The sequence below is a fragment of the Pseudomonas sp. GW823-FHT05G12 genome, from assembly GCF_058795575.1.
This window is the reverse complement of sequence record NZ_CM179501.1, coordinates 5,820,238-5,846,667: the sequence shown is the minus strand read 5'-3', so window position 1 is coordinate 5,846,667 and position 26,430 is coordinate 5,820,238. Positions and strand designations below refer to the sequence as shown.

Genomic DNA, 26,430 nt, shown 5'->3' with positions numbered 1-26,430 from the left:
TAAATGTCCTCTAGTTTGGCAGATGTCGCCATAGGGATTCCTGCGGGGGCGGCCTAATCTTGGTGGATAACACCTGAGGTCGCGCCCATGGACCTGATACTGCTGGCCGTGCCGTTCTTTTTTGTGCTGATAGCCGTTGAGCTGGTCGCCGACCGCGTGCGCGGCCAGCACAATTTCACCCTGGCCGACTCGATCAACAGCCTGAGTACCGGCGCACTGTCGACCAGTACCGGCCTGCTGACCAAAGGCGTAGGGTTGGTCACCTATGCCCTTGCCTTCGAGCACCTGGCGCTGCTGCAATTGCCGGTGCAGGCAGGGTGGGTCTGGTTGCTGGCCTTTGTCCTGTACGACTTCTGTTACTACTGGCTGCACCGCCTGGGGCATGAGCGCAACGTGCTGTGGGCTGCGCACTCGGTGCATCACCAGAGCGAGGAGTACAACCTCACCACGGCGCTGCGCCAGACCAGTAGTGGGTTCATCTTCTCGTGGCTGTTCTACCTGCCGCTGGCGCTGCTGGGCGTGCCGCCACTGGTGTTCATTACCGTGGCCTCGCTCAACCTGCTGTATCAGTTCTGGGTACATACCCGGCATATTCCCAAGCTTGGCTGGCTGGAGTGGGTGTTGATCACGCCGTCCAATCATCGCGTCCACCATGCGCAAAACCCTGCTTACTTGGATCGCAATTACGGTGGTGTGTTCATTCTCTGGGACCGTCTGTTCGGCACTTTCAAGGAGGAGGACCCGGCCGAGCCGGTGGTGTTCGGGGTGACCACGCCGCTGGCCAGCTGGAACCCGCTATGGGCCAACCTGCAGTTCTATGCCCAGCTCTGGCATGACGCCCGACGCACCACCAGCCTGTGGGACAAGCTGCGTATCTGGTTCATGCCTACCGGCTGGCGCCCGGCCGATGTGGCCGCACGCTACCCACAGGCCAAGCAGGACCTGGCGCTGTTTCGCAAGTTCGAGATTGCCCTGGGGCGCGGGCAGCAAGCCTATGTGGCGGCGCAGTTCGTGGTTTATGTGGCCTTGGGCAGCTACCTGATGGACGTGGCCGACCGCGTGCCGGCCGCCGCGCTGGTGCTCGGCTGGTCACTGATGGCGTTCGGTTTGTTCGTGCTGGGCGCGTTGCTGGAGAACCGGCCCTGGTCTGCACGCCTGGAGTTGGCGCGGTTGTGTCTGAATGCGCCGGCATTGTACCTGGCCGGCGCCTTGGGCTTAGCGGTGGTCGCGCCGCTGGCCTGGCTTCTGCTCGTGGCCTACAGCCTGCTCAGCCTCTGGGGGCTGGGCCTGGCTCGCCGCCCTGCGCTCCGCGCGCAGAGTACGGAAGCGCCGGCGCAGCCACAGCAGGCCGCCCAGCGCCACCAGGCCGCCAAGCACCCATAGCTCGTAACGTTTGACGTTGCCCAGCAAGCCTTCGAGGATGGCGCCGAAGTGGTAGGCGGCGGCGCCCAAGGCCACTGCCCAGATGCCCGCGCCAATCCCGTTCAACAGCAGGTAACGGCGTGGCGGGTAACCCGACAGGCCGATGGCCACAGGCATGACCGTGCGTAAACCATAGACAAAGCGGAAGCTCAGCACCCAGATATCGGGGTGGCGGCGGATGTGGTCCAGCGCCCGGTCACCCATTGCCTGCCAGCGCGGCTTGCGCGCCAGGATCCTGCGCCCGTGGCGTCGGCCCATGAAGTACCACAACTGGTCGCCCGCGTAGCTGCCGAAGAAGGCCACCAGGCATACCAGATTGATATCCATGTAACCGCGGAACGCAAGGAATCCCGCAAGCACCAGAATGGTCTCGCCTTCAAAGAAGGTGCCTAGAAAAAGGGCGAAGTAGCCGAAATCCTGCAGGAATTGTTGAAGCATTTTCTGAGGTGCTGGCGAAATGAACGCGCAGCCTACCCCTTCGCGCGCGTTCGTGAAAGTGTCCAAATGTGTCTCGACGTGAACATTTCCAGCGCAGACAATGCCAGAGGCCACTTGCCACGGCTTGCCCATGTGTGTAACACGGGCGTCATAATGAGCGCTTATCTTGCCGCTCAATAGATGATAGGGCGTTAACGTCCTCAGGAACGCCAGATGAATAATGAAGTGCTAAGCCCTGTCGCGATCAAGGATGCTCAGGAGCTTCCAGAAGAGATGCTGCAGACCCCGCCAGACCTGCCTCCGGTGGCCGAGCCTGTAGCGGAACAGGTGGTCGAACCTGTGGCTCCGGTGCCCGCGCCGTCCCCGGCCATCGCCGTCCCTGGCCTGGACGACAGCAGCCTGTACATTCATCGCGAACTCTCGCAACTGCAGTTCAATATCCGGGTGCTGGAGCAGGCACTGGACGAGAACTACCCGCTGCTGGAACGCCTCAAGTTCCTGTTGATCTTCTCCAGCAACCTCGACGAGTTCTTTGAGATTCGTGTCGCAGGCCTGAAGAAGCAGATCAACTTCGCCCGTGAACAGGCCGGCGCCGATGGCCTGCAGCCGCACCAGGCGCTGGCGCGTATCAGCGAACTGGTGCACATCGAGGTAGAGCGCCAGTACGCGATCCTCAACGACGTGCTGCTGCCAGAGCTGGAAAAGCACCAGATCCGCTTCATCCGCCGCCGCTACTGGACACCCAAGCTCAAGACCTGGGTACGCCGCTACTTCCGCGACGAAATTGCCCCGATCATTACCCCGATTGGCCTCGACCCGACTCACCCGTTCCCGCTGCTGGTGAACAAGAGCCTCAACTTCATCGTCGAGCTCGAGGGGGTGGACGCCTTCGGTCGCGACTCGGGCCTGGCGATCATTCCGGCGCCACGCCTGCTGCCGCGGGTTATTCGCGTGCCGGAAGAGGTGGGCGGCCCGGGCGCAAACTATGTGTTCCTGTCGTCGATGATCCACGCGCACGCCGACGACCTGTTCCAGGGCATGAAGGTGAAAGGCTGCTATCAGTTCCGTCTGACGCGCAACGCCGACCTGGCGCTTGACTCTGAAGAGGTCGACGACCTGGCCCGCGCGCTGCGCGGCGAGCTGTTCTCGCGCCGCTACGGTGACGCCGTGCGCCTGGAAGTGGCCGACACCTGCCCGAAACACCTGTCGGACTACCTGTTGAAGCAGTTCAGCCTCAGCGAAAGTGAGCTGTACCAGGTCAATGGCCCGGTCAACCTCACCCGCCTGTTCAGCATCACCGGCCTGGACAGCCACCCGGAGCTGCAATACACACCGTTCACCCCGGCGATCCCCAAGCTGCTGGCGAACGCTGACAACATTTTCAGTGTGATCAGCAAGCAGGACATCCTGCTGATGCACCCGTTCGAGTCCTTCACGCCAGTGGTCGACCTGCTGCGCCAGGCCGCCAAGGACCCGCACGTGCTCGCCGTGCGCCAGACCCTGTACCGCTCGGGGGCTAACTCGGAAATCGTCGACGCCCTGGTGGACGCAGCGCGTAACGGCAAGGAGGTCACTGCGGTGATCGAGTTGCGTGCGCGTTTTGACGAAGAGTCCAACCTGCAGATGGCCAGCCGCCTGCAAGCGGCTGGTGCGGTAGTGATCTACGGTGTGGTTGGCTTCAAGACCCACGCCAAGATGATGCTGATTCTGCGCCGCGAGCAGGGCGAGATCGTGCGTTACGCGCACCTGGGCACCGGTAACTACCACGCCGGCAACGCCCGCCTGTACACCGACTACAGCCTGCTGACTTCTGACGATGCGCTCACCGAAGACGTCGGCAAGCTGTTCAGCCAGCTGATCGGCATGGGCAAGACCCTGCGCATGAAGAAGCTGCTGCATGCGCCGTTCACCCTGAAAAAGGGCATGCTCGACATGATCGCGCGGGAAACCCAGTTTGCCCTCGAAGGCAAACCGGCGCACATCATCGCCAAGTTCAACTCGCTGACCGACGCCAAAGTCATCAAGGCGCTGTACAAGGCCAGCCAGTCGGGCGTGAAAATCGACTTGGTGGTGCGTGGCATGTGCTGCCTGCGCCCGGGCATTCCGGGGGTTTCGCACAACATCCAGGTGCGCTCGATCATTGGCCGCTTCCTCGAGCACACGCGGGTGTTCTACTTCCTCAATGGCGGCGAAGAGCAGATCTACCTGTCCAGCGCCGACTGGATGGAGCGCAACCTCGACAAACGTGTCGAGACCTGCTTCCCGGTGGAAGGCAAGAAACTGTTGCTGCGGGTGAAGAAGGAGCTGGAAGGCTACCTGACCGACAATACCCACGCCTGGACCTTGCAGCCAGACGGGCGCTATGTGCGCAGCACCCCGACCGGCAACCAGAACCCGCGCAGCGTTCAGGCGACCCTGCTGGAGCGCCTGAGCAACCCGGTCCTCAACGTACGCTGAGGACGAAGCCGACCCGGGCCAGCCACTCCGCCTCGTTGGCGAAGTCGGCCTGGGTCAGCTGGTTCTGCTGCAGCCAACCTTCAGGGAAGGCTACATCCAGGCTGTTGTCCCCGCCGTTCAGTTCTACCTTTGGCATTTGCTGAGTGCCGCGGATGTGGTGGAACAGGATGGCAAAGCGCAGCAGCACGCACAGGCGCAGCAGCTTGACCCCTTCATCACCCAGTTCGGCGTAACGGTCCTTGGGGATGTTGCGGCGGTGGCCACGCACCAGCAGGGCCATCATCTGCTGATCTTCCCGGGAAAAGCCTGCCAGGTCCGAGTGCTCGATCAGGTAGGCGCCGTGCTTGTGGTAGTGATAATGGGCAATGTCCAGCCCGATTTCGTGCACTTTCGCGGCCCAGCCCAGTAGATCGCGCCAGTTTCCGTCTTTCAGGTCCCAAGCGTCGGCCACCTGGTCGAATGCGTGCAACGCCTTGCGCTCGACGCGCGCAGCCTGGCCCTGGTCCACGTGATAGCGCTCCATCAGCGAGTTCAGGGTGCGTTCGCGCACGTCTTCGTGGTGGTGGCGGCCAAGCAGATCGAACAGCACACCTTCGCGCAGGGCGCCGTCGCAGTGGTCCATGCGGTTCAGTTCAAGGGCATCGAAGATGGCTTCGAGAATCGCCAAGCCCGCCGGGAAGATAGTGCGGCGGTCTGGCTTGACGCCGTCGAAGTCGATCTTGTCGACCTCGCCCAGCTTGAACAGCTTGCGTTTGACCCAGGCCAGCCCTTCGGCGTTGACCTCGCCATTGCCCAGGCCGCCGGCCTTGATGGCCGCGCCGATGGCGCGAATGGTGCCGGATGAGCCAATGGCCTCATCCCAGGTCAGGCGGTGCAGGGCATTTTCGATGCTCATCAGTTCCAGACGCGCGGCAGTGTAGGCCTGGGCATAGCGGGCCGGGGTGATCTTGCCGTCGCGGAAGTAGCGCTGGGTAAAGCTCACGCAACCCATCTGCAGGCTTTCGCGCAGCAGCGGCTCGAAGCGCTGGCCGATGATGAACTCGGTACTGCCGCCGCCGATGTCGGCCACCAGGCGCTTGCCGGGGGTGTCGGCCAGGGTGTGCGACACGCCCAGGTAGATCAGGCGCGCCTCTTCACGGCCAGAGATGACCTCCACCGGGTGGCCGAGGATGGCTTCGGCGCGCTGGATGAATTCGTTACGGTTGCGCGCTTCGCGCAAGGCGTTGGTGCCGACGATACGCACGGAGCCTGCCGGCATGCCGTTGATCAGCTGGGAAAAGCGCTTGAGGCAATCCAGGCCTCGTTCCATTGCCTCTTCACTGAGCATGCGCTCTTCGTCGATGCCTGCGGCCAGTTGAACCTTCTCGCCGAGCCGCTCAAGGATGCGGATTTCGGTATGGTGGGCCTTGGCCACGACCATGTGAAAACTGTTGGAGCCAAGGTCGATGGCGGCGATCAGGGACAGGTTCTTCGCGATGGTATGCGGCATGATCTGGTTGTTCTCGGTCGTTAACCTGGCAATCGTGCCACGATAGCAGGCTATCGCCAACGCGTGACACTCAGCCGTTGTACTGGCCTTGATGCAAGGCAATGTGCCATTCGATTCTATGACGGCCATATGACAGTTTCGATTCGCGGCGTCTTGCGCAACTATAGTTACACTCAATCGTCCGTGGCTTCCTGTCCGGCGTAGGTGCGGCTATCATGGGCCACGTTTTTTGCTTACGACCCTGGAGATATCCATGAGCAGCGATCTGATCAAACATGTCACCGACGCCTCCTTCGAAGCCGATGTCCTGAAGGCCGAAGGCGCGGTACTGGTCGACTACTGGGCTGAATGGTGCGGTCCATGCAAGATGATCGCTCCGGTTCTGGACGACATCGCTTCCACCTACGAGGGCAAACTGACCGTCGCCAAGCTGAACATCGACGAGAACCAGGAAACCCCGGCCAAGCACGGTGTGCGTGGTATCCCGACGCTGATGCTGTTCAAGAACGGCAACGTCGAAGCCACCAAGGTTGGTGCACTGTCCAAATCGCAGCTGGCCGCATTCCTCGACGCCCACCTGTGATGTGAAAAGGCCCCGCAAATGCGGGGCTTTTCTTTTTCAGAGCACTAGACGCAGAAAAAAGCAAGTGTTACATTCGGCCTCGCACTGCTTTTCCAGTGCCCTCTACATGCCGTCGCCGAAGCATCCCTAATTCGAATCAGTACGCGATCCTGTCGCCATCCAGCGGCGCGGCCTCATTAAGCCAGAAGCTTAATTCTCCCTTCTTACATGATTACGTCATTCCCCTTATGAACCTGACTGAACTCAAGCAAAAGCCGATTACCGATCTTTTGGAAATGGCCGAACAGATGGGCATCGAAAACATGGCCCGTTCGCGCAAACAGGACGTGATTTTCGCCCTGCTGAAGAAGCATGCGAAAAGCGGCGAAGAGATCTCGGGTGACGGCGTGCTGGAGATTCTCCAGGATGGTTTCGGTTTCCTGCGTTCGGCTGATGCGTCCTACCTGGCCGGCCCAGACGACATCTATGTCTCGCCCAGCCAGATCCGCCGTTTCAACCTGCGTACCGGCGACACCATCGTCGGCAAGATCCGCCCACCGAAGGAAGGGGAGCGTTACTTCGCCCTGCTGAAGGTCGATACCATCAACTTCGACCGCCCGGAAAACGCGAAGAACAAGATCCTGTTCGAAAACCTGACGCCGCTGTTCCCGAACAAGCGCCTGAAGATGGAGGCCGGTAACGGCTCCACCGAGGACTTGACCGGTCGCGTCATCGACCTGTGCGCCCCGATCGGCAAAGGCCAGCGCGGCCTGATCGTTGCCCCGCCGAAAGCCGGTAAGACGATCATGCTGCAGAACATTGCGGCCAACATCACCCGTAACAACCCTGAGTGCCACCTGATCGTCCTGCTGATCGACGAGCGCCCGGAAGAAGTGACCGAAATGCAGCGCACCGTGCGTGGCGAAGTGGTTGCTTCCACCTTCGACGAGCCGCCAACCCGCCACGTGCAGGTTGCCGAGATGGTGATCGAGAAGGCCAAGCGCCTGGTCGAGCACAAGAAAGATGTGGTTATCCTGCTGGACTCGATCACTCGACTGGCGCGTGCCTACAACACCGTGATCCCGAGCTCCGGCAAGGTGCTGACCGGTGGTGTCGACGCCCACGCCCTCGAGAAGCCCAAGCGCTTCTTCGGTGCTGCGCGTAACATCGAGGAAGGCGGTTCGCTTACCATTATCGCCACTGCGCTGGTTGAAACCGGCTCGAAGATGGACGAAGTGATCTACGAAGAGTTCAAGGGTACCGGCAACATGGAGCTGCCGCTGGACCGCCGCATCGCTGAGAAGCGTGTGTTCCCGGCCATCAACATCAACCGCTCCGGCACTCGCCGCGAAGAGTTGCTGACCGCTGACGACGAGCTGCAGCGTATGTGGATTCTGCGCAAGCTGCTGCACCCGATGGACGAAATCGCTGCCATCGAGTTCCTGGTCGACAAGCTCAAGCAGACCAAGACCAACGATGAGTTCTTCCTGTCGATGAAGCGCAAGTAAGCTTCCCGATCAGGCAGTAATTGGGGCCGCCTTGCGGCCCTTCGCGGGCACGCCCGCTCCCACAGGTTAAATACAATCCTTGTGGGGGCGGGCGTGCCTGCGAAGGGGCGCAAGGCGGCCCCAATGCATTTTCCCCCCCAAACAAGGCCCGAACGGCGCTACACTCTGCACCCCGACCGATACGGCCAACACGAGGCTCCTGCATGCAGTATCGCGACTTGCGCGACTTCATCCGTGGCCTGGAACAGCGCGGCGAGCTCAAGCGCATCCAGGTACCGATCTCCCCCGTCCTGGAAATGACCGAGGTCTGCGACCGCACCCTGCGCGCCAAGGGCCCGGCATTGTTGTTCGAAAAGCCCACCGGCTTCGACATCCCCGTGCTGGGCAACCTGTTCGGTACCCCGGAGCGGGTGGCCATGGGCATGGGCGCCGAGTCGGTCAGCGAACTGCGGGAAATCGGCAAGCTGCTGGCCTTCCTCAAGGAGCCCGAGCCGCCCAAGGGCCTGAAGGACGCCTGGTCGAAGTTGCCGATCTTCAAGAAGGTCGTGTCGATGGCGCCAAAAGTGGTCAAGGACGCGGTGTGCCAGGAAGTGGTGGTCGAGGGGGATGATGTCGACCTCGGCGCATTGCCGATTCAGCACTGCTGGCCTGGCGACGTGGCGCCGCTGATTACCTGGGGCCTCACCGTGACCCGTGGCCCGAACAAGGACCGCCAGAACCTGGGCATCTACCGCCAGCAGGTGATCGGCCGCAACAAGGTGATCATGCGCTGGCTCAGCCACCGTGGCGGCGCCCTCGACTACCGAGAGTGGTGCGAGAAGAACCCCGGCCAGCCGTTTCCGGTCGCCGTGGCGCTGGGCGCTGACCCGGCGACCATTCTCGGCGCCGTGACCCCGGTACCGGACACTCTTTCTGAGTACGCCTTCGCCGGCCTGCTGCGAGGCAATCGCACCGAGCTGGTCAAGTGCCGTGGCAGCAACCTGCAGGTACCGGCAACCGCCGAGATCATTCTGGAAGGGGTGATCCACCCGGGTGAAATGGCCCCGGAAGGCCCGTACGGCGATCACACGGGCTACTACAACGAAGTGGACAGTTTCCCGGTGTTCACCGTCGAGCGCATCACCCACCGGCAAAAACCGATCTACCACAGCACCTACACCGGCCGGCCGCCAGATGAGCCGGCCATTCTCGGCGTGGCGCTGAACGAAGTGTTCGTGCCGATCCTGCAGAAGCAGTTCCCGGAAATCACCGACTTCTACCTGCCGCCGGAAGGCTGCTCGTACCGCATGGCGGTGGTGACCATGAAGAAACAGTACCCCGGCCACGCCAAGCGCGTAATGCTGGGTGTGTGGTCGTTCCTGCGACAGTTCATGTACACCAAGTTCGTTATTGTCACCGATGACGATATCAACGCTCGTGACTGGAACGATGTGATCTGGGCCATTACCACGCGCATGGACCCCAAGCGTGATACGGTAATGATTGACAACACCCCGATCGACTACCTGGACTTTGCGTCACCGGTGTCGGGGCTGGGTTCGAAGATGGGCCTGGACGCTACTCACAAGTGGCCGGGCGAGACTACACGCGAATGGGGCCGGGTCATCGTCAAGGATGAGGCCGTCACCCGCCGTATCGATGAGCTGTGGGATCAGTTGGGAATAGATTGATGCAGGTAACGTTGCAGCCGTCCGGGGCGGTGCTGGCGCTTGAACCCGGGGAAAGGATCCTGGATGGAGCACGGCGGCTGGGCTATGACTGCCCAAACAGCTGCCGCAATGGCAATTGCCATGTTTGCGCCGCGTTGTTGGTTGAAGGACGGGTTCGCCAGGATGGTGAAGTCCGCGACCATGGCGAGTTGTTCACCTGCATTGCCGAACCGCTGGAGGACTGCGTGTTGCTCTGGGACGGTGTGCTTGCCTTGGGCGAGCTGCCAGTGCGCAAGCTGGCGTGCAGCGTCAGTGAGTGCGTCGACGTCGGCGGCGACGTCTGGCGGGTGCGCCTGCGTGCGCCTGCCGGTAAACCTCTGCGTTATCACGCGGGGCAATACCTGATGATCGAACGTGAGGGCGGCAAGCAGGCAGCTTTTTCGCTGGCGTCCGCGCCACATGCCGGGCGTGAACTGGAGCTGCATGTGCTGGCGCGTGAGCCCAGTGCGGTGCAACTGATCGACCAGCTGAGGCGAGATGGCCTGGCGCGCATTGAAATGCCGTTTGGCGACACCCACCTGGCCGAACTGCCCGACGGGCCGCTGGTGCTGATTGCCGCCGGCACTGGCATGGGCCAGATGCACAGCCTGGTCGAGCACTGCCGGGCTCAGGGCTTCAAGCACCCGGTACACCTGTACTGGGGGGTGCGCCGGCCGGAGGATTTCTATCAGATCGAGCACTGGGACGAATGGCAGCGTCTGCCTAACCTGTTCCTGCATCAAGTGGTCAGCGACCTGTGTGGCTGGGAAGGCCGCTGCGGCATGCTGCATGAAGCGGTCTGCGACGACATTGCCGACCTCAATAGCGTGCATGTGTATGCCAGCGGCTCACCGAACATGATCTATGCCACGCTCGACGCCTTGGTCGAAGCCGGTATGGATGCGCACCGCATGCGTGCCGATGTGTTCGCCTACGCGCCGCGCGGTTAATAACCGAAGTTTGAAAGTGTCGGTATAAGGCGGTAATTGTTACCGCCTTGGCCAATAACTTTCACCGCTGCTGAAACAGTACTTCCCAGTCGTCGGAGCCGTGTATGAAACGCGTGCTCAAGGGCTTGAGTATTCCTGCAATTCTGGCCTATGGTTACTGCAAGCGCCCTTGGTAAAGCGGCCTGGGGCCGCAGCGTAATCGAATCTCGCTACATCCGTAGTTCACAGGAATAATGGCGGCAGCTTATGTCGGCACTTGAAAGTATGTCTTGGGAAGTTTCATACCCTCCGGCACTTGATTTCGGTCAGCAACATACTCGCGAACAGTTGTTCAGCTCCATGAAAACAACCATGTCCAGGCATCAGGGTGGGCCGGTGTGGCTGTTTGCCTATGGTTCGTTGATCTGGCGCCCGGAGTGCAATTCGGTGGAGCGCCAGCGCGCGCGGGTACATGGTTATCACCGTGGCTTGTACCTGTGGTCCCATGAACATCGCGGTACCCCGGAAACGCCCGGCCTGGTGTTTGGCCTGGACCGCGGTGGTTCCTGCAGCGGCTTTGCCTACCGGCTGGATGAACGCAACCTGGACGACTCACTGATGGCCCTGTGGCAACGCGAGATGCCCTATCCGGCATACCGGCCGCACTGGCTCAACTGCCGCCTGGGCGACGGTAGCAAGGTGCAGGCCTTGGGCTTTGTACTGGAGCGTCATCTGCCGTGCTATGCCGGCAACTTGCCGGATACGTTGCTCAGCCAGATCCTGGCCAGTGCCAAGGGGCGTTATGGCACTACGCGTGACTATGTCGAGCAGACCTTGAATGCACTGCGCAGTCACCAGATGCCCGATCGCAACCTGGAAGCGCGATTCAGGCGTTGCCACAATCTGCGCGAAGTGTGAGCAACCTGTTCCGGCCTCTTCGCGGGTAATCCCTGCAGGCGCGGGTTTACCCGCGAATACGGTGGTGGCGACAACGGTGAACGGCGGGTGGAATTGGCCGGCAGGCCCGGCCCTTTCGCGGGTAAACCCGCTCCTACAGGCGACCGCGCAGAGGCCGGTACTGCCTTACCTGGCCAGCACCACCAACTTACCCACAGCCTGCCGTTGCCCCAGCTTCTCGATAGCAGCCCCGGCTTCTGCCAGTGGATAGGTATGCGACACCAGCGGCTTCAACTTGCCCTCGGCATGCCAGGCAAACAGCTGGTGGAAGTTGGCCGCGTTGTCCTCCGGCTGGCGCTGGGCAAATGCCCCCCAGAACACGCCCAGTACCGCCGCGCCCTTGAGCAGCACCAGGTTGGCCGCCAGCTGTGGAATGCTGCCACTGGCAAAACCCACCACCAGCAGCCTGCCATTCCAGGCCAACCCGCGCACCGCTTGTTCGAACAGCTCGCCACCGACCGGGTCATAGATCACGTCCACGCCCTGGCCGCCGGTCAGGCGTTTAATTTCTTCGCGCAGGTTGGCCTGGCTGTAGTCGATCAGCTCATCCGCCCCGGCAGCCTTGGCCACGGCCAGTTTCTCGGCACTGCTGGCCGCCGCGATCACTCGCGCGCCCATGGCCTTGCCGATCTCCACCGCCGCCAGGCCCACCCCGCCGGAAGCGCCCAGTACCAGCAGGGTCTCGCCGGCTTGCAACTGGCCACGCTGGCGCAGGGCGTGCATCGAGGTGCCGTAGGTCATGCCGAAGGCCGCTGCGGTGGTGAAGTCCATGCTCGCCGGGATCGGCAGAACGTTATAGAACGGCACCGCCACTTGCTCGGCGAACGCACCCCAGCCGGTGAGCGCCATGACCCGGTCGCCTACCTTGAACGCGCCGGCCTTTTCGCCGACGGCGGCCACCACGCCCGCTGCCTCGCCACCTGGAGAGAACGGCAGCGGTGGCTGGAACTGGTACTTGCCTTCGATGATCAAGGTGTCGGGGAAGTTGACCCCGGCAGCTTGCACGTCCAGCAGGATCTCGTTCTTCTTCGGCAGTGGGCTGGCCACCTCTTCCAGCACCAGGTTGCGCGCCGGACCCAGGGTTTTGCACAACACAGCTTTCATCGGGGCTATTCCTTTGCGGGTAGTGGCCGATAAGTGTAGGAGGGCCGCTTGGCAGGTCAACGAGCATGGCCCGCCCTGATGGGCCGGCATAAGCCCGGGCTTGGGTTTGAGCGGTGTGCTGGGTAAGCTGGCGCCAACTGTATTGAGGAGCGAATTCGTGAAAGCGTGGATCTTGATGGTGCTGGCGCTGCTGCTGCCGGCTGCGGCCATGGCCGAGGAAGCCAAGGAAGGGGTGCCCAAGGTCGCCTACATCAGTCTGAGCCCGCCCTTCGTTGGCAACTATGCGCTCGACGGCAGCCCGCGGCTGCGCGTGTACAAGGCTGACGTGGCCCTGCGCGTGACGGGCGACGAAGCGGCCAAGACGGTGAAGCACCACGAACCGCTGATCCGTAACCAGCTGGTGGCACTGTTCACCCAGCAGACGGTGGACAGCATGAGCAACGTCGAGGCCAAGGAGCATCTTCGCCAAGAGGCGCTGAAACAGGTGCAGCAGGTGCTGGAGGCGGAAGAGGGCAAGCCGATCGTTGAAGACTTGCTGTTCAACAACCTGATTGTGCAATAACCGCTGATAGTTGCCAGTCCGGCCCCGTGGGGATTGCGCAGGCCCTCGTCCTTGCTCAGGACGCCAGGGTACGGCGGAACCGCGCGAGGGCCACGCTGAAGAACACCAGGCCGATCAGCGTCAGCGCCAGGATATCCGGCCATACCACCGCCCACCCGGCATCCCTGAACAGGATTGCGGCACTCAGGCTGACAAAGTGCGTTGAGGGTGACCCTTGCATCACCCACTGCAGCCACTGCGGCATGCTGTCCAGTGGTGTGCTGCCGCCGGACAGCAACAGCATCGGGATGATCACCGGGATCGCCAGCAGGCCGAACTGCGGCGTCGAGCGCGCCAGGGTGGCGAGGAAAATGCCCAGCGATGTACTGGCGAACAGGTACAGCGCGGTCACGGCCAAAAACAGCCCCATCGAGCCAGACAGCGGCACGCCCAGTGCACCTTTGACGACTACCACCAACGAAATCCAGGTGCAGATCACCACCACCAGCGCGTTGCTGCCGATCTTGGCCAGCATGATCTCCAGCGCGGTCAGCGGCAGCACCAGCAGGTGGTCGAGGGTGCCATGCTCACGCTCGCGCAGCAGCGCGGTGCCAGTGAGGATGATCGCCAGGATGGTGATGTTGTTGACGATCTGGATCACGGCCAGAAACCAGCCCCCCTCCAGGTTGGGGTTGAACAGCGCCTTGGGGTTGATCAACACCGGGCTTTGCTCGTTACCACGCTGGCTGTAGTCGAGCAGCTCACGCTCGAAGATCCGGCCGATGTAGCCGGCGCCCATTAACGCTTGGCTCATGGCCGTAGCATCGACATTGATCTGCAGTTCCGGCGAGCGCCCGGCCAGCAGGTCGCTCTGGAAGTTCACCGGCACGTTGATGACGAAGGTGTACTGGCCGCTGTCCATGGCCTGGTCCAGGCGCTGCGGAGGCAGCGGCACGGCTGGCTGGAACTCGGGCGGTTGCAGGGCTTCGCTGAGCTTGCGCGAGAGCAGGCTATGGTCTTCATCCACCACCGCCACGCTGGCGTTGTGTACGCCGATCACCGAGCCGGCTGCCGGCATGTAGATCGCCACGCTGAAGGCATATAGCAGGAACAGCAGCAGGACGCTGTCATGGCGCAGGCTGGTCAGTTCTTTCAGGCCCAGGCGCAGGGTGTGGTTCAGGCGCGACATGTCAGGCCTCCTGCTTTTTCAGCATTGCCAGGCTCAGGCCGGTGAATGCGGCAAAGAAGCTCAGCAGGATCAGGCACTGCGGCCACAACTCGCGCAGGCCCAAGGCCTTGGTGAAGGTGCCGACTGCGATGTCGAGGAAGTAGCCCGCCGGGAACAACTGGCCCATCACCGCTGCCGCGCCGTCCAACGACGAGCGTGGCACGATCAGCCCGGAAAACTGGATGGTCGGCAGGCTGGTAATGATCATGGTGCCGAGAATGGCGGCGATCTGGGTGCGGGTGAATGCCGAAATCAGCAGGCCAAGGCTGGTGGTTGCCAACAGGTAGGCCACGCCGCCACATGCCAAAGCCAGTACGCTGCCCTTGAGCGGTACGGCGAACAGCCAGCGGTTCATCGCCACCAGCAGCGCCAGGTTGACCAGGCTCACAGCCAGGTAGGGCATCTGCTTGCCAAGCAGGAATTCCAGGCGGGTGAGGGGGGTGGCGTAGAAGTTGGTGATGGAGCCGAGCTCCTTCTCGCGCACGATGCCCAGTGCCGTGAGCATGGCCGGAATGAAGGCCAGTATCAGTGCCATCACGCCCGGGCCGATGGCGTTCACGCTGACCACATCCTGGTTGTAGCGGAAACGCGTTTCCAGGCGCACCGGGTCCTGGCGCGGCTGCGGTTGTGGGCTGACCTTTGCCAGTTGCTCCAGGTTGGCCTGGTGCACGGCTTCCACGTAGTTGCGGCTGGTTTCTGCGCGGAACGGCATGCCGCCGTCGAGCCAGGCAGCCACCACCGGCTGGCGCCCTGCGTACAGGTCGCGGCCAAAGCCGGGCGGAATCTCCAGTGCCAGTTTGATTTCCGAGCGTTGCAGGCGCTGGTGCAGCTCGCTGCTGTCGCGGATCGGTGCCTGTTCGGCAAAGTAGCGTGAGCCACGGAAGGCTTCGAGGTAGGCACGACTTTGCGGGCTCTGGTCCTGATCGTGCACGGCAAAGGCGAGGTTTTCCACATCCAGTGAAATGCCGTAGCCGAAGATCACCATCATGAACACTGCACCCAGTAAGGCGAAGGCCAGGCGCACCTTGTCGCGCAGCAGCTCCTTGCCCTCACGGCCGGCCACTGCCAGCAGGCGGCGCAGGCTGAAACCCTGGCGTAGCGGTAGGGTGGGGGTGGACGCCTGTTCCAGCACGCTGCTGTCGGTGGCGGCTGGTGCCAGTTCCTGGGCCTGTTCCAGGCAGCGGACGAACGCGTCCTCCAGCGTGTCGCCCTGGTACTGGTGCTGCAGGGCATCGGGCGTGTCGCAGGCCAGCACCCGCCCGGCGTGCATCAGCGAAATACGATCGCAGCGCTGGGCTTCGTTCATGAAGTGGGTGGAGAGGAAAATGGTCACGCCCTGCTCGCGGGACAGTTCTACCAGCAGGCGCCAGAAGTCGTCGCGGGCGGCGGGGTCGACGCCGGAGGTCGGTTCGTCGAGGATCAAGACTTCCGGGCGATGCAGAACCGCCACTGCCAGCGACAGGCGCTGGCGCAAACCAAGGGGCAGGGCGCCAGACGGTTGGTCGGCGATAGCGGCGAGGTCGAAGCGCTCGATCAGCTCATCGATGCGCTGGGCGCTCTCGGCTTTGGGCAAGTCGAACAGGCGGGCATGCAGGGCCAGGTTCTGCCGGGTGCTGAGCTCGCCATACAGAGAGAAACTCTGCGACATGAAGCCGACCCGCTTGCGTGTGGCTAGGTCGCTGGCGTCCACCGAGCGACCCAGCAGGCTGGCGCTGCCCTCGCTGGCCGGCATCAGGCCGGTAAGCACTTTCATGGTGGTGGTCTTGCCGCAACCGTTGGAACCCAGGAAGCCGAAGATCTCCCCGCGGCCAATGGCGAAACTGACCTTGTTCACCGCTGTGAAGTCGCCAAAGCGCAGGGTCAGGTCATGTGCCTCGATGGCGACCGGGCCGTCCGTGGCTTGGCGCGGCGGGATTGCCAGTGGTTGATGCTGCGCCTTGCCCGCGCCCTGGTAATGGGTAAAGGCGTCATCCAGTTTGCCGCTCGGGGTGACTGCAGCCAGTTCGTGGCTAGGGCCGGCGGCCAGCAGCCGGCCGCCATCGAGCATCAGGCAATGCTCGAACTGTTCGGCTTCTTCCATGTAGGCGGTAGCCACCAGCAGGGTCAGTTGCGGGCGTTGTGCGCGAACCTGTTCAACCAGCTCCCAGAAGCGCCGCCGCGACAGTGGGTCGACGCCGGTGGTCGGCTCGTCCAGGATAAGCAGGTCTGGCTCGTGGATCAGCGCGCAGCAAAGGCCCAGCTTCTGCTTCATGCCACCCGACAGCTTGCCGGCCGGGCGCTGGGCAAAGCGCTGCAGGTCGGTGGCCTGCAACAGATTGGCCATGCGCTGCTCACTCTCGCGGCGGCCCAGCCCGAACAGGGTGGCGAAAAAACGGATGTTCTCGCTGATCGACAGTTCCGGGTACAGGTTGTTGCCCAGCCCCTGCGGCATGAACGCCACTTTGGGGTAGAGCGCCGTGCGATGGCGGCGTTGGCGGATCGAGCCGCCCAGCACCTGCAGCTCTCCCTGCTGTAGGCGTTTCACGCCGGCGATCAGCCCCAGCAGGGTCGATTTGCCAGCCCCGTCAGGGCCGATCAGCGCGCAGCGGGTACCCACAGGGAGGCTGAAGCCTAGTGGGTGGAGGGCTATCAGGTCGCCGTAACGGTGGCTGATGCCTTCGGCCAGCAGTGCCGGGGCGTTCATTGCAGGTTGGCCGGCCAGTCCACCTCAGCCATGCGTACATAGCCGGCGCCTGGCATGCCTGGTTTGGCTTGCGGCACGGCGCCTGGGTCGCTCAGGCGCAGTTTGACCCGGAACACCAGCTTTTGCCGTTCGTCGCGGGTTTCCACCTGTTTGGGGGTGAACTGGGCCTTGGCTGCGACAAAGGCCACCTTGGCCGGCAGCGCGCGCTCGGGCAGGGCGTCGAGCACGATGCGCGCCTGGTCGCCTACGGTCAGCCGGCCGCTGGTAGAGGCCGGGAGGTACAGGTTCATGTACTGGTCGCTGGGGTCGATCAGCATCAGCACACGGCCGCCGGCACCCAGCACTTCACCGGGTTCGGCCAGGCGCAGCTGGATGATGCCGTTGATGGGCGCACGCAGGCTGCTGTCGTCGATTTCGCTGGTGAGCTGCGCCACTTGGGCTTCGGCGGCGCCAATGGCGGCCTTGATCGCTGCCAGTTGGGCGCGGGCAGCGACTACTGCTGCGTTGGCCGTGTCAAAGCGCGCCTGCTGTTGGTCGAGCAACTGCTGGCTGGCGAACTTGCGCTGGAAGATTTCGCGCACGCGCTTGAGCTCCTGGCTGGCCAACAGCAGTTCACTCTGGCGCAGTTGCACGGTGGCCTGGGCGGCGGCGTAGTTTTCCCGGGCGCGCAGCACTTCGGCTTCGGCCTGGCTGCGCTGGGCTTCCATGGTGCGTGTGTCGATGCGTGCCAGTAGCTGGCCACGGGTCACGTTGTCGCCTTCATCGACCAGTACTTCGGCCAGGCGACCGGGGATCTTGCTGGCGATCTGCACTTCGGTGGCTTCAAGGCGGCCGTTGCCCATGCTCAGGCCTTCGGGCAACTGGTCGTGAAGCGACTTCCAGTACCCCAGCCCGCCGGCTGCAGCGAGCAGTGCGATCAGTGCAGTGGCGAAGATTCTAGGGGCGTATCGGTTCATCGTTCTGCATCCTTGCGGTCATGCACAGTACATCATGCCTGGCGGCCATGTGTGGCGTGTTGATATCGGTCAAGCCCTTGACCTTAGCTGCGTATTCAGCGCAACGCGACAATCACCGCCCATTGCTCGGGCGTTACCGGCATGACCGACAGGCGGCTGCCTTTTTGCACCAGGGGCAACTCGACCAGACCGGCCTGCTGTTTCAGCCACCCCAGTTCCAGCACCCTTGGAAAGGTTTGTACGTGGGCCACATCCACCGCGCTCCACGGGTTCTTGTCGATCGTGGCCTTGGCATCGTGATAATGGCTTTCCGGGTCCAGCGCGGTCGGGTCCGGGTAGGCCGCGCGGGTGATTTTGGCAATGCCGGCGATGCCGGGTTGCGGGCAGCTGGAGTGGTAGAAGAAGAATTCGTCACCCACGCTCATGGCCCGCAGAAAATTACGCGCCTGATAGTTGCGCACGCCGTCCCAGCGCGCTTCGCCCAAGCGTGCGAGGGCTTCGATGGAGAGCTCGTCGGGCTCGGATTTCATCAGCCAGTAAGCCATGGATGCTGCTCCTGAAAAGGTTTGAAATAACCTGTTGCACGAAACCGACAGCCGGTTGGCGTCAAGGTTTGCGTGCGGACGCATGTTGTCGGAAAATGCGCCCCGTTTAAAGCGCGTGCGCCGGCGGTACCCAGAATATCGCCGAGTACTGAACAGTTTGCCTGGGGGGCAATCTTCGATGAATCAACGTAAAAAGCCGGATCTGCTGTGGATCCTGGTGTTCATTTTTGGCCTGGGTGTGGTCACTACCGGTTATGCGCAAGGCTTCTGGGAGCGCAAGCTGGACAACGCCTATCAGATGCCGGTCGACGCCAGCCAGCCACAACGTTGATACCCCCCCGCTGGCGCCGCTCAACGTGGCGCCAGGTACCAGCCACGGTCCGAGACCGTGCCCTGCAGCGGAACATCCCAACTGGCCTGCGCCAGCCGCTCGACCTTCTGGCATTCATGCGCCAGCCCCAGCAGCAAGGGTTTTTTCCAGGTTTGCCGACGCGCCTGGTAGGCCAGGCTGCGATCATAGAAGCCACCGCCCATACCCAGGCGGCCGCCCACTTCGTCAAACCCGACCAGCGGTAGCAGAATCAGATCCAGCGCCCAGATCGGCCGCTGGCGTTTGCGATCGATAATCGGCTCTGGAATACGGAAGCGGTTGGGCTTGAGCTTCTCACCCTGCTCAAAACGCTGGAACACCATGCGCGTGCGCGGCCAGGCATGCAGCACCGGCAGGTAGATGCACTTGCCGCGACGCTGGGCTTCGCGCATCAGCAGGCGAGGGTCGATTTCACCGTCGTTGGGCAGGTACAGGGCAATGTGGCGGGCGCGGCGGAACAAGGGGTGTTGCGCCAGCTGGCGGTACAGGCCGAGGGTGGCCTGGCGTTGCTGGGCAGGGGTAAGGGCGCGGCGGGCATTGCGAAGCAGGCGACGTAGCTGGGGGCGGGTGAGCGGCACGTTTTCGGTCATGGCACGGGCGATCCCAGATGTGCTGGCTTTAGTACGAACAGTGCCTGCGCGGTGAATCGTCGTACAAAGCTTGAATAAAGTCGGCCAAAACGAATTGCCCGCCGGGGGGCGGGCAAGAAAATTCAGGCTCCCCGATAAGACCGCTATCGGTGTAGCCCTTGAACCCGAAAGTTCAAGGTGGAGATTGCAGGGGGCGTTAAGGCTTTCCGTCGGGCGGACATGCACACCGGCCCCAGCGTGCAACCCCCGTGGTTGTGCGTATCGGCTCAGGGACATAACCGACTGGCGCATCCCCCAGGGAGTGGCGCCAGTATACCAATCTCAGCCGATTTTGGTATCCGTGTCGTCGGACAAAGCCTTATCTACCCGATCCAGCAGGTCGCGCACCTGTTCGCGGTTCGTGCCGGTGACCGGCGCATCGTTGCGGTCTTCCTGGCGGTGCAGCATTTCGTGGGTAATGTTCAACGCTGCCATGACCGCGATGCGGTCGGCACCGATCACCTTGCCGCTGCTGCGAATCTCGCGCATCTTGCCGTCCAGGTAGCGCGCAGCGCTGACCAGGTTGTTGCGCTCTTCGGGCGGGCAGATGATCGAGTATTCCTTGTCGAGGATCTGCACGGTGACGCTATTGCTTGAACTCATGAGTCTTGCTCCAGAGCCTTGAGGCGTAAAATCATCGACTCGACTTTGCGCTTGGCGATCTCGTTCTTTTCGATGAGGTGGGCGCGCTCTTCGCGCCAGGATTTTTCCTGAGCTACTAGGAGTGCATTTTGCCGTTTTAGTTGCTCGACGCGTTCGATCAGCAACTCGAATCGGCTCATCAGTGCCTGCAGGTCGTTCTCTTGCGTGGGTTGCACTCGATTCGCTCCGTCGTTGACTCACCTGGCGATGATGCCTCTCCCTGGGCGGCAACGGCCAGTGCCGATGGTCTTGGCGCGCCTGCCGGTGCTAGGATACAAGGTCTTCATTCTAGACATTGCGCCGTCTGGCGCCTAGCTGCCCATGCCCAATACTCAATCGCCCTACAACGCTTTCGCCATGCTGCTCTCGAGCAATGGCCATCCTGTCACCCCGGCCGAACTGCACGGCCTGCTGATTGGCCGCAGCTGCGCCGGCGCCGGCTTCGATGCCGATGCCTGGCTGGCCGATGCCGCCCAACTGCTGGAAATCGAGCCTGGTGACAGTGTCCGCAATGCCTTGGTCGGCTTGCAGGAAATGGTCAAGGGCGAGCTAACCAGCGACGACATGGCGATCGTCCTGCTGCTGCCTACCGATGATGCTGCACTGAGCGACCGCGCCACCGCGCTGGGCCAGTGGTGCCAAGGCTTCGTGACCGGTTTCGGCCTGAACGCTGGCGGTAAGGACTTGTCCGACGAGGCCAAGGAAGTGCTGCAGGACCTGGTGGCCATTTCGCAGGTCCAGGAAGCGCTCGAAGAGTCCGAGGACGGTGAGAGCGACTACATGGAAGTCATGGAATACCTGCGCGTGGCGCCCCTGCTGCTGTTCTCCGAACTGGCCAAGCCGGCCGCACCCGCGCCCAAGCCCTCGCTGCACTGATCAACCAAGGGTAGTCTGCCCATGAGCCACATTCCCAAGGCCGAGTATGCCCGTCGGCGCAAGGCGCTGATGGCGCAGATGGTCCCCAACAGCATCGCCATTCTGCCCGCCGCTGCGGTTGCCATCCGCAACCGCGACGTCGAGCACGTGTACCGCCAGGACAGCGATTTCCAGTACCTCAGCGGCTTCCCGGAGCCCGAGGCGGTGATTGCTTTGATTCCAGGGCGCGAGCATGGCGAGTACGTGCTGTTCTGCCGTGAACGCAATCCTGAGCGCGAGCTGTGGGACGGCCTGCGGGCCGGCCAGGAAGGGGCGGTGCGTGATTTCGGCGCCGACGATGCCTTCCCCATCACGGATATCGACGAGATCCTGCCAGGCCTGATCGAAGGCCGCGAGCGGGTCTACAGCGCCATGGGCAGCAACCCGGAGTTCGACCGCCGGCTGATGGACTGGATCAATGTGATCCGCTCCAAGGCACGCCTGGGCGCCCAGCCACCGAACGAGTTCGTTGCGCTGGATCATCTGCTGCACGATATGCGCCTGTATAAATCGGCGGCGGAAGTGAAGGTGATGCGTGCTGCCGCGGACATTTCTGCGCGGGCCCATGTGCGGGCCATGCAGGCCTGCCGCGCCGGGCTGCACGAGTACAGCCTGGAAGCCGAGCTGGACTACGAATTCCGCAAGGGCGGGGCGAAGATGCCGGCCTACGGCTCGATCGTTGCGGCCGGGCGCAATGGCTGCATCCTGCACTATCAACAGAACGACGCGCCGCTTAAGGATGGCGACCTGGTGCTGATCGACGCCGGCTGCGAAATCGACTGCTATGCCAGCGACATCACCCGCACCTTCCCGGTCAGTGGGCGGTTTTCGCCCGAGCAGAAGGCCATCTACGAGCTGGTGCTCAAGGCTCAGGCGGCGGCGTTTGCCGAAATAGCCCCCGGCAAGCACTGGAACCACGCCCATGAAGCGACCGTGCGGGTCATCACCGCGGGCCTGGTGGAGCTGGGCTTGCTCGAAGGTGATGTGCAGGCGCTGATCGACAGCGAAGCCTATCGCGCCTTCTACATGCACCGCGCCGGGCACTGGCTGGGCATGGATGTGCACGACGTGGGCGAGTACAAGGTGGGCGGCGAGTGGCGGGTACTGGAACCCGGCATGGCGCTGACCGTGGAGCCGGGTATCTACATTGGCGCCGACAATCAGGCCGTGGCCAAAAAGTGGCGCGGCATTGGGGTAAGGATCGAGGACGACGTGGTAGTGACCAGGCAAGGTTGTGAAATCCTGACTTCGGGCGTGCCGCGTACGGTCGCCGAGATCGAGGCGCTGATGCAGGCTGCCCGCAAGGCCGTGGCATGAGCCGGGTAAACCTGGCGATCATCGGCGGTGGCCTGGTTGGCGCAAGCCTGGCGTTGGCCCTGCAGGCCGGCGCCAAGGCGCGCGGCTGGAAGATCCTGCTGATCGAGCCGTTCGCCCCCGGCGACAGCTACCAGCCCAGCTACGATGCGCGCTCGTCGGCGTTGTCATTCGGTACCCAGCAGATTTATCAGCAACTGGGCCTGTGGCAGGCCATCGGCCGCCGCGCCGAGCCTATTCGCCAGATTCACGTATCCGACCGTGGTCGCTTTGGCGCGACCCGCCTGGATGCCCTGGAAGAGGGCGTACCGGCGCTGGGTTATGTGGTGGAAAACGCCTGGCTCGGCCAGTGCCTGTGGCAAGGGCTGGACAGCGAGGTGGTGAGCTGGCGCTGCCCGGCCGAAGTGACCTCGATGCAGGCCATCGAACGCGGTTACCGCCTGCGGCTGAACGACGACACCCAGCTGGAATGTGACCTGGCGGTACTGGCCGATGGTGGCCGCTCTGGCCTGCGCGAGCAGTTGGGCATCCATGTGCGCCACACGCCTTACCAGCAGAGCGCGTTGATCGCCAACATTACCCCGGGTGAGGCCCACGGCGGCCAGGCTTTCGAGCGCTTCACCGAAGAGGGCCCCATGGCCTTGCTGCCGTTGCCGGAAAACCGCTGCGCACTGGTGTGGACCCGCCAGGGCATGGATGCGCGGCGCCTGGCCGACATCGACGAGCGCAGCTTCCTGCGCGAACTGCAGGGTGTGTTCGGGTACCGCCTGGGCGCGCTGCGGCAGGTGGGCGCACGGCACCTCTACCCGCTGTCCTTGATCGAGGCCCAGGAGCAGGTGCGGCCGCACCTGGTGGTACTGGGCAACGCAGCACACAGCCTGCACCCCATCGCGGGCCAGGGTTTCAATCTGTCGTTGCGTGACGTGCAGGCCCTGGCCGAAGCGCTGCTGGCGGGCCCACAGCAGCCTGGCGACCTGACCACGTTGCAGGCCTATCACCAGCGCCAGCGCCTGGACCAGGCGATGACCATCGGCTTCTCCGACCAGGTCACCCGCCTGTTCGGCAGCAATCAGCCGTTGCTGACGGCCGGGCGCAACCTTGGCCTGCTCGGGCTCGACCTGTTGCCACCGGCAAAAAGCTGGTTCGCCCGCCAGGCGATGGGCCTGGGCACCCGCCCTGATCCGCGGGGCCAGGCATGAGCAACCCGCGTAAACTGGCGCGCCGGGCGCGCATGCTGCGCTGGATGCTGAACCTCTACCCACCATACCTGGGTGCCGGTATCCGTGTGCAGCACATCAGCCCGGACCTGCGTAGCGTCAAGGTGGCGATGAAACTGACTCGCTGGAACCGCAATTACGTCGGCACCCAGTTCGGTGGCAGCCTGTATGCCATGGTCGATCCGTTCTACATGCTGCTGTTGATCGAGCAACTGGGGCGTGACTACATCGTCTGGGACAAGGCCGCCAGCATCGATTTCATCTCGCCGGGCAAAGGCCCGGTTTATGCCGAATTCCACGTCGATGATGCGCTGCTGGACGAAATCCGCCAGCAGGCCGCCACCGGCAAGAAATGCCTGCCGCGTTTGCAGGTCGATATCCGCGATGGCGCCGGCGAGTTGGTGGCGCGGGTCGATAAAACCCTATACGTGCGGCTCAAGCCGCAAGCGAGGCAGGCGTAAGGCATGGAAATGCGCGCAGATCTGTTGATTGTCGGTGCCGGTATGGTGGGCAGCGCCCTGGCCTTGGCGTTGCGCCACAGTGGCCTGCAAATTTTGTTGCTCGATGGTGGCCCGCTGACGGTCGTACCCTTCGATGCCCAGGCCCCGTTCGAGCCGCGTGTCAGCGCGCTATCGGCGGCCAGCCAGCGCATCCTCGAGCGCCTTGGCGCCTGGGATGGCATTGCCCAGCGGCGCGCCACGCCGTATTCCGACATGCATGTGTGGGATGGCAGCGGCACCGGGCAGATTCACTTCTCGGCGGCCAGTGTGCATGCCCAGGTGCTCGGCCATATCGTCGAGAACCGGGTGGTGCAGGACGGCCTGCTGGAGCGCCTGCACGACAGCGACATCGGCCTGCTGGCCAATGCGCGGCTGGAGCAATTGCGTCGCTCCGGCGATGAGTGGCTGCTGACCCTGGCGGATGGCCGGCAACTGCGGGCACCGTTGGTGATCGCTGCCGACGGTGCCAATTCGGCGGTGCGGCGTCTGGCCGGCTGCGAAACCCGCGAGTGGGATTACCTGCACCATGCCATTGTCACCAGCGTGCGTTGCAGCGCCGGGCACCAGGCCACGGCCTGGCAGCGCTTCACTGACGAAGGTCCACTGGCATTCCTGCCGTTGACCCGCGATGGCCAGCAGGACTGGTGCTCGATCGTCTGGTCGACCACCCCGGAGCATGCCGAGCAGCTGATGGCGATGGATGAAGTGGCCTTCCTGCAGGCCCTGGAGCGGGCCTTCGAAGGGCGTCTGGGCGAGGTGCTTCAGGCCGACCCACGGGTGTGCGTGCCGCTGCGCCAGCGTCACGCCAAGCGCTACGTGGATGAAGGCCTGGCCTTGATCGGTGATGCTGCACACACCATTCACCCGCTGGCCGGGCAGGGTGTGAACCTCGGCTTCCTCGACGCGGCGGTGCTGGCTGAGGTGCTGGTCAATGCTTGCGAGCGCGGCGAGAGACTGGCCGATGTGAAGGTGCTGAGCCGTTACGAGCGCCGGCGCATGCCACACAACCTGGCGTTGATGGCGGCGATGGAGGGGTTCGAGAGGTTGTTCCAGGCCGATCCGCTGCCGTTGCGCTGGTTGCGCAACAGCGGGTTGAAGCTGGTGGAGCAGATGCCGGAGGCCAAGGCGCTGTTTGTGCGCCAGGCGTTGGGTTTGAGTGGTGACCTGCCGGATCTGGCCAAGGCTTGAGAGTGGCGGGGCTGCGTAGCAGTCCTTTGCAACATCCGGTAACGCCTAGGTAGGTGAGCCAGAAAATGGGATTCACTACCATTCGCACCTCTCATACGATCGAGGAGTGCTTCAAATGTTGCCACGCAAGCCCCTACTGGCCGCCTTGGCCCTGACCCTGTTCGGCGGCACTGCCCAGGCAGCGGACGAAGTGGTGGTGTACTCCTCGCGCATCGACGAGCTGATCAAGCCGGTGTTCGATGCCTATACCGCCAAGACCGGGGTCAAGATCAAGTTCATCACCGACAAGGAAGCCCCGCTGATGCAGCGCATCAAGGCCGAGGGCGACAACGGCGTGGCCGACCTCCTGCTGACCGTCGATGCAGGCAACCTGTGGCAGGCCGAGCAGATGGGCATTCTGCAGCCGATCGAGTCCGACGTCATCGACCAGAACATCCCGGCGCAGTTCCGCGCCTCGTCCCATGACTGGACCGGCCTGAGCCTGCGCGCGCGCACCATCATCTACTCCACCGAGCGGGTCAAACCCGAGGAGTTGAGCACCTACGAAGCCCTGGCTGACAAACAGTGGGAAGGCCGTCTGTGCCTGCGCACGGCCAAGAAGGTGTACAACCAGTCGCTGACCGCCACCCTGATCGAAACCCACGGTGAGGCCAAGACCGAGCAAATCGTCAAAGGGTGGGTCAACAACCTGTCCACCGATGTGTTCTCCGACGACAACGCGGTGATCCAGGCCATCGAGGCCGGGCAATGTGATGTGGGCGTGGTCAACACCTACTACTACGGCCGTCTGCACAAGCAGAACCCGAACCTGCCGGTGAAGATCTTCTGGCCCAACCAGGGTGACCGTGGCGTGCACGTGAACCTCTCGGGCATCGGCCTGACCAAGCATGCGCCACACCCGGAAGCCGCGAAGAAACTGGTGGAATGGATGACCGGCGAAGAAGCGCAAAAGCTGTTTGCTGATATCAACCAGGAGTTCCCGGCCAACCCGAAGGTGAAACCATCGGAGGAAGTGGCGGCGTGGGGTAGCTTCAAGGCTGACAGCATTCCGGTGGAAATTGCCGGCAAGCGCCAGGCTGAAGCCATTCGCCTGATGGATCGGGCTGGCTACAACTAAGCGCCAGGCTTTATCCTCTTTGGGCCCGTTA

24 protein-coding genes, 1 other RNA gene and 1 pseudogene are annotated in these 26,430 nt (G+C 63.0%); 15 read left to right on the top strand and 11 right to left on the bottom strand.

The genetic code is table 11. The annotated features are described in order from the left end of the window. Window positions 1-87 precede the first annotated feature (87 nt). Window positions 88-666 (top strand): annotated as a pseudogene (locus AC3RCM_RS26565) (sterol desaturase family protein); the annotation flags it as partial. Between the two features lie 549 nt (window positions 667-1,215). Here AC3RCM_RS26565 and AC3RCM_RS26560 read toward each other — a convergent pair. After that, window positions 1,216-1,860: a DedA family protein gene (locus AC3RCM_RS26560; protein WP_177410006.1), complete on the bottom strand. Its 645-nt coding sequence runs from the start codon at window positions 1,858-1,860 to the stop codon at window positions 1,216-1,218. Between the two features lie 213 nt (window positions 1,861-2,073). Between AC3RCM_RS26560 and ppk1 the strand changes: the two genes are divergently transcribed. Further along, window positions 2,074-4,317 (top strand): polyphosphate kinase 1, encoded by a 2,244-nt coding sequence (gene ppk1, locus AC3RCM_RS26555; RefSeq protein WP_014754802.1) that lies wholly within the window; start codon window positions 2,074-2,076, stop codon window positions 4,315-4,317. Here ppk1 and ppx read toward each other — a convergent pair. Further along, on the bottom strand, window positions 4,304-5,806 hold the full coding sequence (gene ppx, locus AC3RCM_RS26550) for an exopolyphosphatase (protein WP_198748052.1): 1,503 nt from the start codon (window positions 5,804-5,806) through the stop codon (window positions 4,304-4,306). The genes ppk1 and ppx overlap by 14 nt on opposite strands. Window positions 5,807-6,059: 253 nt before the next feature. Between ppx and trxA the strand changes: the two genes are divergently transcribed. From trxA to AC3RCM_RS26525, 5 genes are all read left to right on the top strand, one after another. Further along, on the top strand, window positions 6,060-6,389 hold the full coding sequence (gene trxA / locus AC3RCM_RS26545) for a thioredoxin TrxA (RefSeq protein WP_003253660.1): 330 nt from the start codon (window positions 6,060-6,062) through the stop codon (window positions 6,387-6,389). Window positions 6,390-6,616: 227 nt separating this feature from the next. Continuing rightward, window positions 6,617-7,876 carry a transcription termination factor Rho gene (rho, locus tag AC3RCM_RS26540; RefSeq protein ID WP_003253661.1) on the top strand — a complete coding sequence of 420 codons (1,260 nt, stop codon included), beginning with the start codon at window positions 6,617-6,619 and terminating at the stop codon, window positions 7,874-7,876. A gap of 203 nt (window positions 7,877-8,079) precedes the next feature. Continuing rightward, window positions 8,080-9,546: a 4-hydroxy-3-polyprenylbenzoate decarboxylase gene (gene ubiD / locus AC3RCM_RS26535; protein WP_020192776.1), complete on the top strand. Its 1,467-nt coding sequence runs from the start codon at window positions 8,080-8,082 to the stop codon at window positions 9,544-9,546. Then, window positions 9,546-10,514, top strand: a complete 969-nt coding sequence (locus tag AC3RCM_RS26530) for a CDP-6-deoxy-delta-3,4-glucoseen reductase (RefSeq protein WP_003253665.1) — start codon at window positions 9,546-9,548, stop codon at window positions 10,512-10,514. Before ubiD ends, AC3RCM_RS26530 begins: the two co-directional genes overlap by 1 nt. Before the next feature lie 246 nt (window positions 10,515-10,760). Next, on the top strand, window positions 10,761-11,411 hold the full coding sequence (locus tag AC3RCM_RS26525; protein WP_012054059.1) for a gamma-glutamylcyclotransferase: 651 nt from the start codon (window positions 10,761-10,763) through the stop codon (window positions 11,409-11,411). Between the two features lie 165 nt (window positions 11,412-11,576). Here the strand turns inward: AC3RCM_RS26525 and AC3RCM_RS26520 are convergent, their stop codons facing one another. Further along, on the bottom strand, window positions 11,577-12,554 hold the full coding sequence (locus AC3RCM_RS26520; RefSeq protein ID WP_198748051.1) for an NADPH:quinone oxidoreductase family protein: 978 nt from the start codon (window positions 12,552-12,554) through the stop codon (window positions 11,577-11,579). A 157-nt stretch (window positions 12,555-12,711) separates the two neighbouring features. Here AC3RCM_RS26520 and AC3RCM_RS26515 point away from each other — a divergent pair, with 157 nt between their 5' ends. Beyond that, window positions 12,712-13,116: a flagellar basal body-associated protein FliL gene (locus AC3RCM_RS26515; RefSeq protein ID WP_003253671.1), complete on the top strand. Its 405-nt coding sequence runs from the start codon at window positions 12,712-12,714 to the stop codon at window positions 13,114-13,116. Between the two features lie 55 nt (window positions 13,117-13,171). On the opposite strand, the gene AC3RCM_RS26510 is transcribed toward AC3RCM_RS26515, so the two are convergent. From AC3RCM_RS26510 to AC3RCM_RS26495, 4 genes are all read right to left on the bottom strand, one after another. Further along, window positions 13,172-14,284 (bottom strand): ABC transporter permease, encoded by a 1,113-nt coding sequence (locus AC3RCM_RS26510; RefSeq protein ID WP_492629277.1) that lies wholly within the window; start codon window positions 14,282-14,284, stop codon window positions 13,172-13,174. A 1-nt stretch (window position 14,285) separates the two neighbouring features. Then, window positions 14,286-17,006: a ribosome-associated ATPase/putative transporter RbbA gene (gene rbbA, locus AC3RCM_RS26505; RefSeq protein WP_492629276.1), complete on the bottom strand. Its 2,721-nt coding sequence runs from the start codon at window positions 17,004-17,006 to the stop codon at window positions 14,286-14,288. Beyond that, window positions 17,003-17,962, bottom strand: a complete 960-nt coding sequence (locus tag AC3RCM_RS26500; RefSeq protein ID WP_492629275.1) for an HlyD family secretion protein — start codon at window positions 17,960-17,962, stop codon at window positions 17,003-17,005. The genes rbbA and AC3RCM_RS26500 overlap by 4 nt, the downstream gene beginning before the upstream one ends. Window positions 17,963-18,057: 95 nt before the next feature. After that, window positions 18,058-18,507, bottom strand: a complete 450-nt coding sequence (locus AC3RCM_RS26495; protein ID WP_003253680.1) for an EVE domain-containing protein — start codon at window positions 18,505-18,507, stop codon at window positions 18,058-18,060. A gap of 178 nt (window positions 18,508-18,685) precedes the next feature. Here AC3RCM_RS26495 and AC3RCM_RS26490 point away from each other — a divergent pair, with 178 nt between their 5' ends. After that, window positions 18,686-18,838, top strand: coding sequence for a hypothetical protein (locus AC3RCM_RS26490; RefSeq protein ID WP_003253683.1), 153 nt, complete (start codon window positions 18,686-18,688; stop codon window positions 18,836-18,838). Window positions 18,839-18,858: 20 nt separating this feature from the next. On the opposite strand, the gene AC3RCM_RS26485 is transcribed toward AC3RCM_RS26490, so the two are convergent. The 4 genes from AC3RCM_RS26485 to AC3RCM_RS26470 form a co-directional block, all read right to left on the bottom strand. After that, complete coding sequence (locus tag AC3RCM_RS26485) at window positions 18,859-19,467, bottom strand: 5-formyltetrahydrofolate cyclo-ligase (protein ID WP_010955727.1); 609 nt, start codon at window positions 19,465-19,467, stop codon at window positions 18,859-18,861. Window positions 19,468-19,591: 124 nt separating this feature from the next. Next, window positions 19,592-19,771, bottom strand: a non-coding RNA gene (gene ssrS, locus AC3RCM_RS26480) — 6S RNA. 17 nt (window positions 19,772-19,788) lie between these two features. Next, entirely contained in the window at window positions 19,789-20,109 is a 321-nt protein-coding gene (locus tag AC3RCM_RS26475; RefSeq protein WP_010955726.1) for a cell division protein ZapA, read from the bottom strand. Continuing rightward, window positions 20,106-20,288, bottom strand: coding sequence for a TIGR02449 family protein (locus AC3RCM_RS26470; RefSeq protein WP_029886233.1), 183 nt, complete (start codon window positions 20,286-20,288; stop codon window positions 20,106-20,108). Before AC3RCM_RS26470 ends, AC3RCM_RS26475 begins: the two co-directional genes overlap by 4 nt. Window positions 20,289-20,469: 181 nt before the next feature. On the opposite strand from AC3RCM_RS26470, the gene AC3RCM_RS26465 reads away from it, so the two are divergent. The 6 genes from AC3RCM_RS26465 to AC3RCM_RS26440 all read left to right on the top strand — a co-directional run bounded on the left by AC3RCM_RS26465 (window position 20,470) and on the right by AC3RCM_RS26440 (window position 26,399). Continuing rightward, a complete protein-coding gene (locus AC3RCM_RS26465; RefSeq protein WP_010955725.1) occupies window positions 20,470-21,024 on the top strand; it encodes a YecA/YgfB family protein in 555 nt (184 codons plus the stop codon). A 21-nt stretch (window positions 21,025-21,045) separates the two neighbouring features. Continuing rightward, on the top strand, window positions 21,046-22,380 hold the full coding sequence (gene pepP / locus AC3RCM_RS26460; RefSeq protein ID WP_003253692.1) for a Xaa-Pro aminopeptidase: 1,335 nt from the start codon (window positions 21,046-21,048) through the stop codon (window positions 22,378-22,380). Further along, a complete protein-coding gene (gene ubiH, locus AC3RCM_RS26455; RefSeq protein ID WP_014592796.1) occupies window positions 22,377-23,576 on the top strand; it encodes a 2-octaprenyl-6-methoxyphenyl hydroxylase in 1,200 nt (399 codons plus the stop codon). Before pepP ends, ubiH begins: the two co-directional genes overlap by 4 nt. After that, the gene (locus tag AC3RCM_RS26450) at window positions 23,573-24,055 is read left to right on the top strand and encodes a DUF4442 domain-containing protein (RefSeq protein ID WP_010955722.1); all 483 of its coding nucleotides are present in this window, start codon (window positions 23,573-23,575) and stop codon (window positions 24,053-24,055) included. The genes ubiH and AC3RCM_RS26450 overlap by 4 nt, the downstream gene beginning before the upstream one ends. A gap of 9 nt (window positions 24,056-24,064) precedes the next feature. Next, on the top strand, window positions 24,065-25,282 hold the full coding sequence (locus AC3RCM_RS26445) for a 2-octaprenyl-3-methyl-6-methoxy-1,4-benzoquinol hydroxylase (RefSeq protein WP_177410038.1): 1,218 nt from the start codon (window positions 24,065-24,067) through the stop codon (window positions 25,280-25,282). Window positions 25,283-25,397: 115 nt separating this feature from the next. Further along, window positions 25,398-26,399 carry an extracellular solute-binding protein gene (locus AC3RCM_RS26440; protein WP_064491263.1) on the top strand — a complete coding sequence of 334 codons (1,002 nt, stop codon included), beginning with the start codon at window positions 25,398-25,400 and terminating at the stop codon, window positions 26,397-26,399. The last annotated feature ends 31 nt before the right edge of the window (window positions 26,400-26,430 follow it).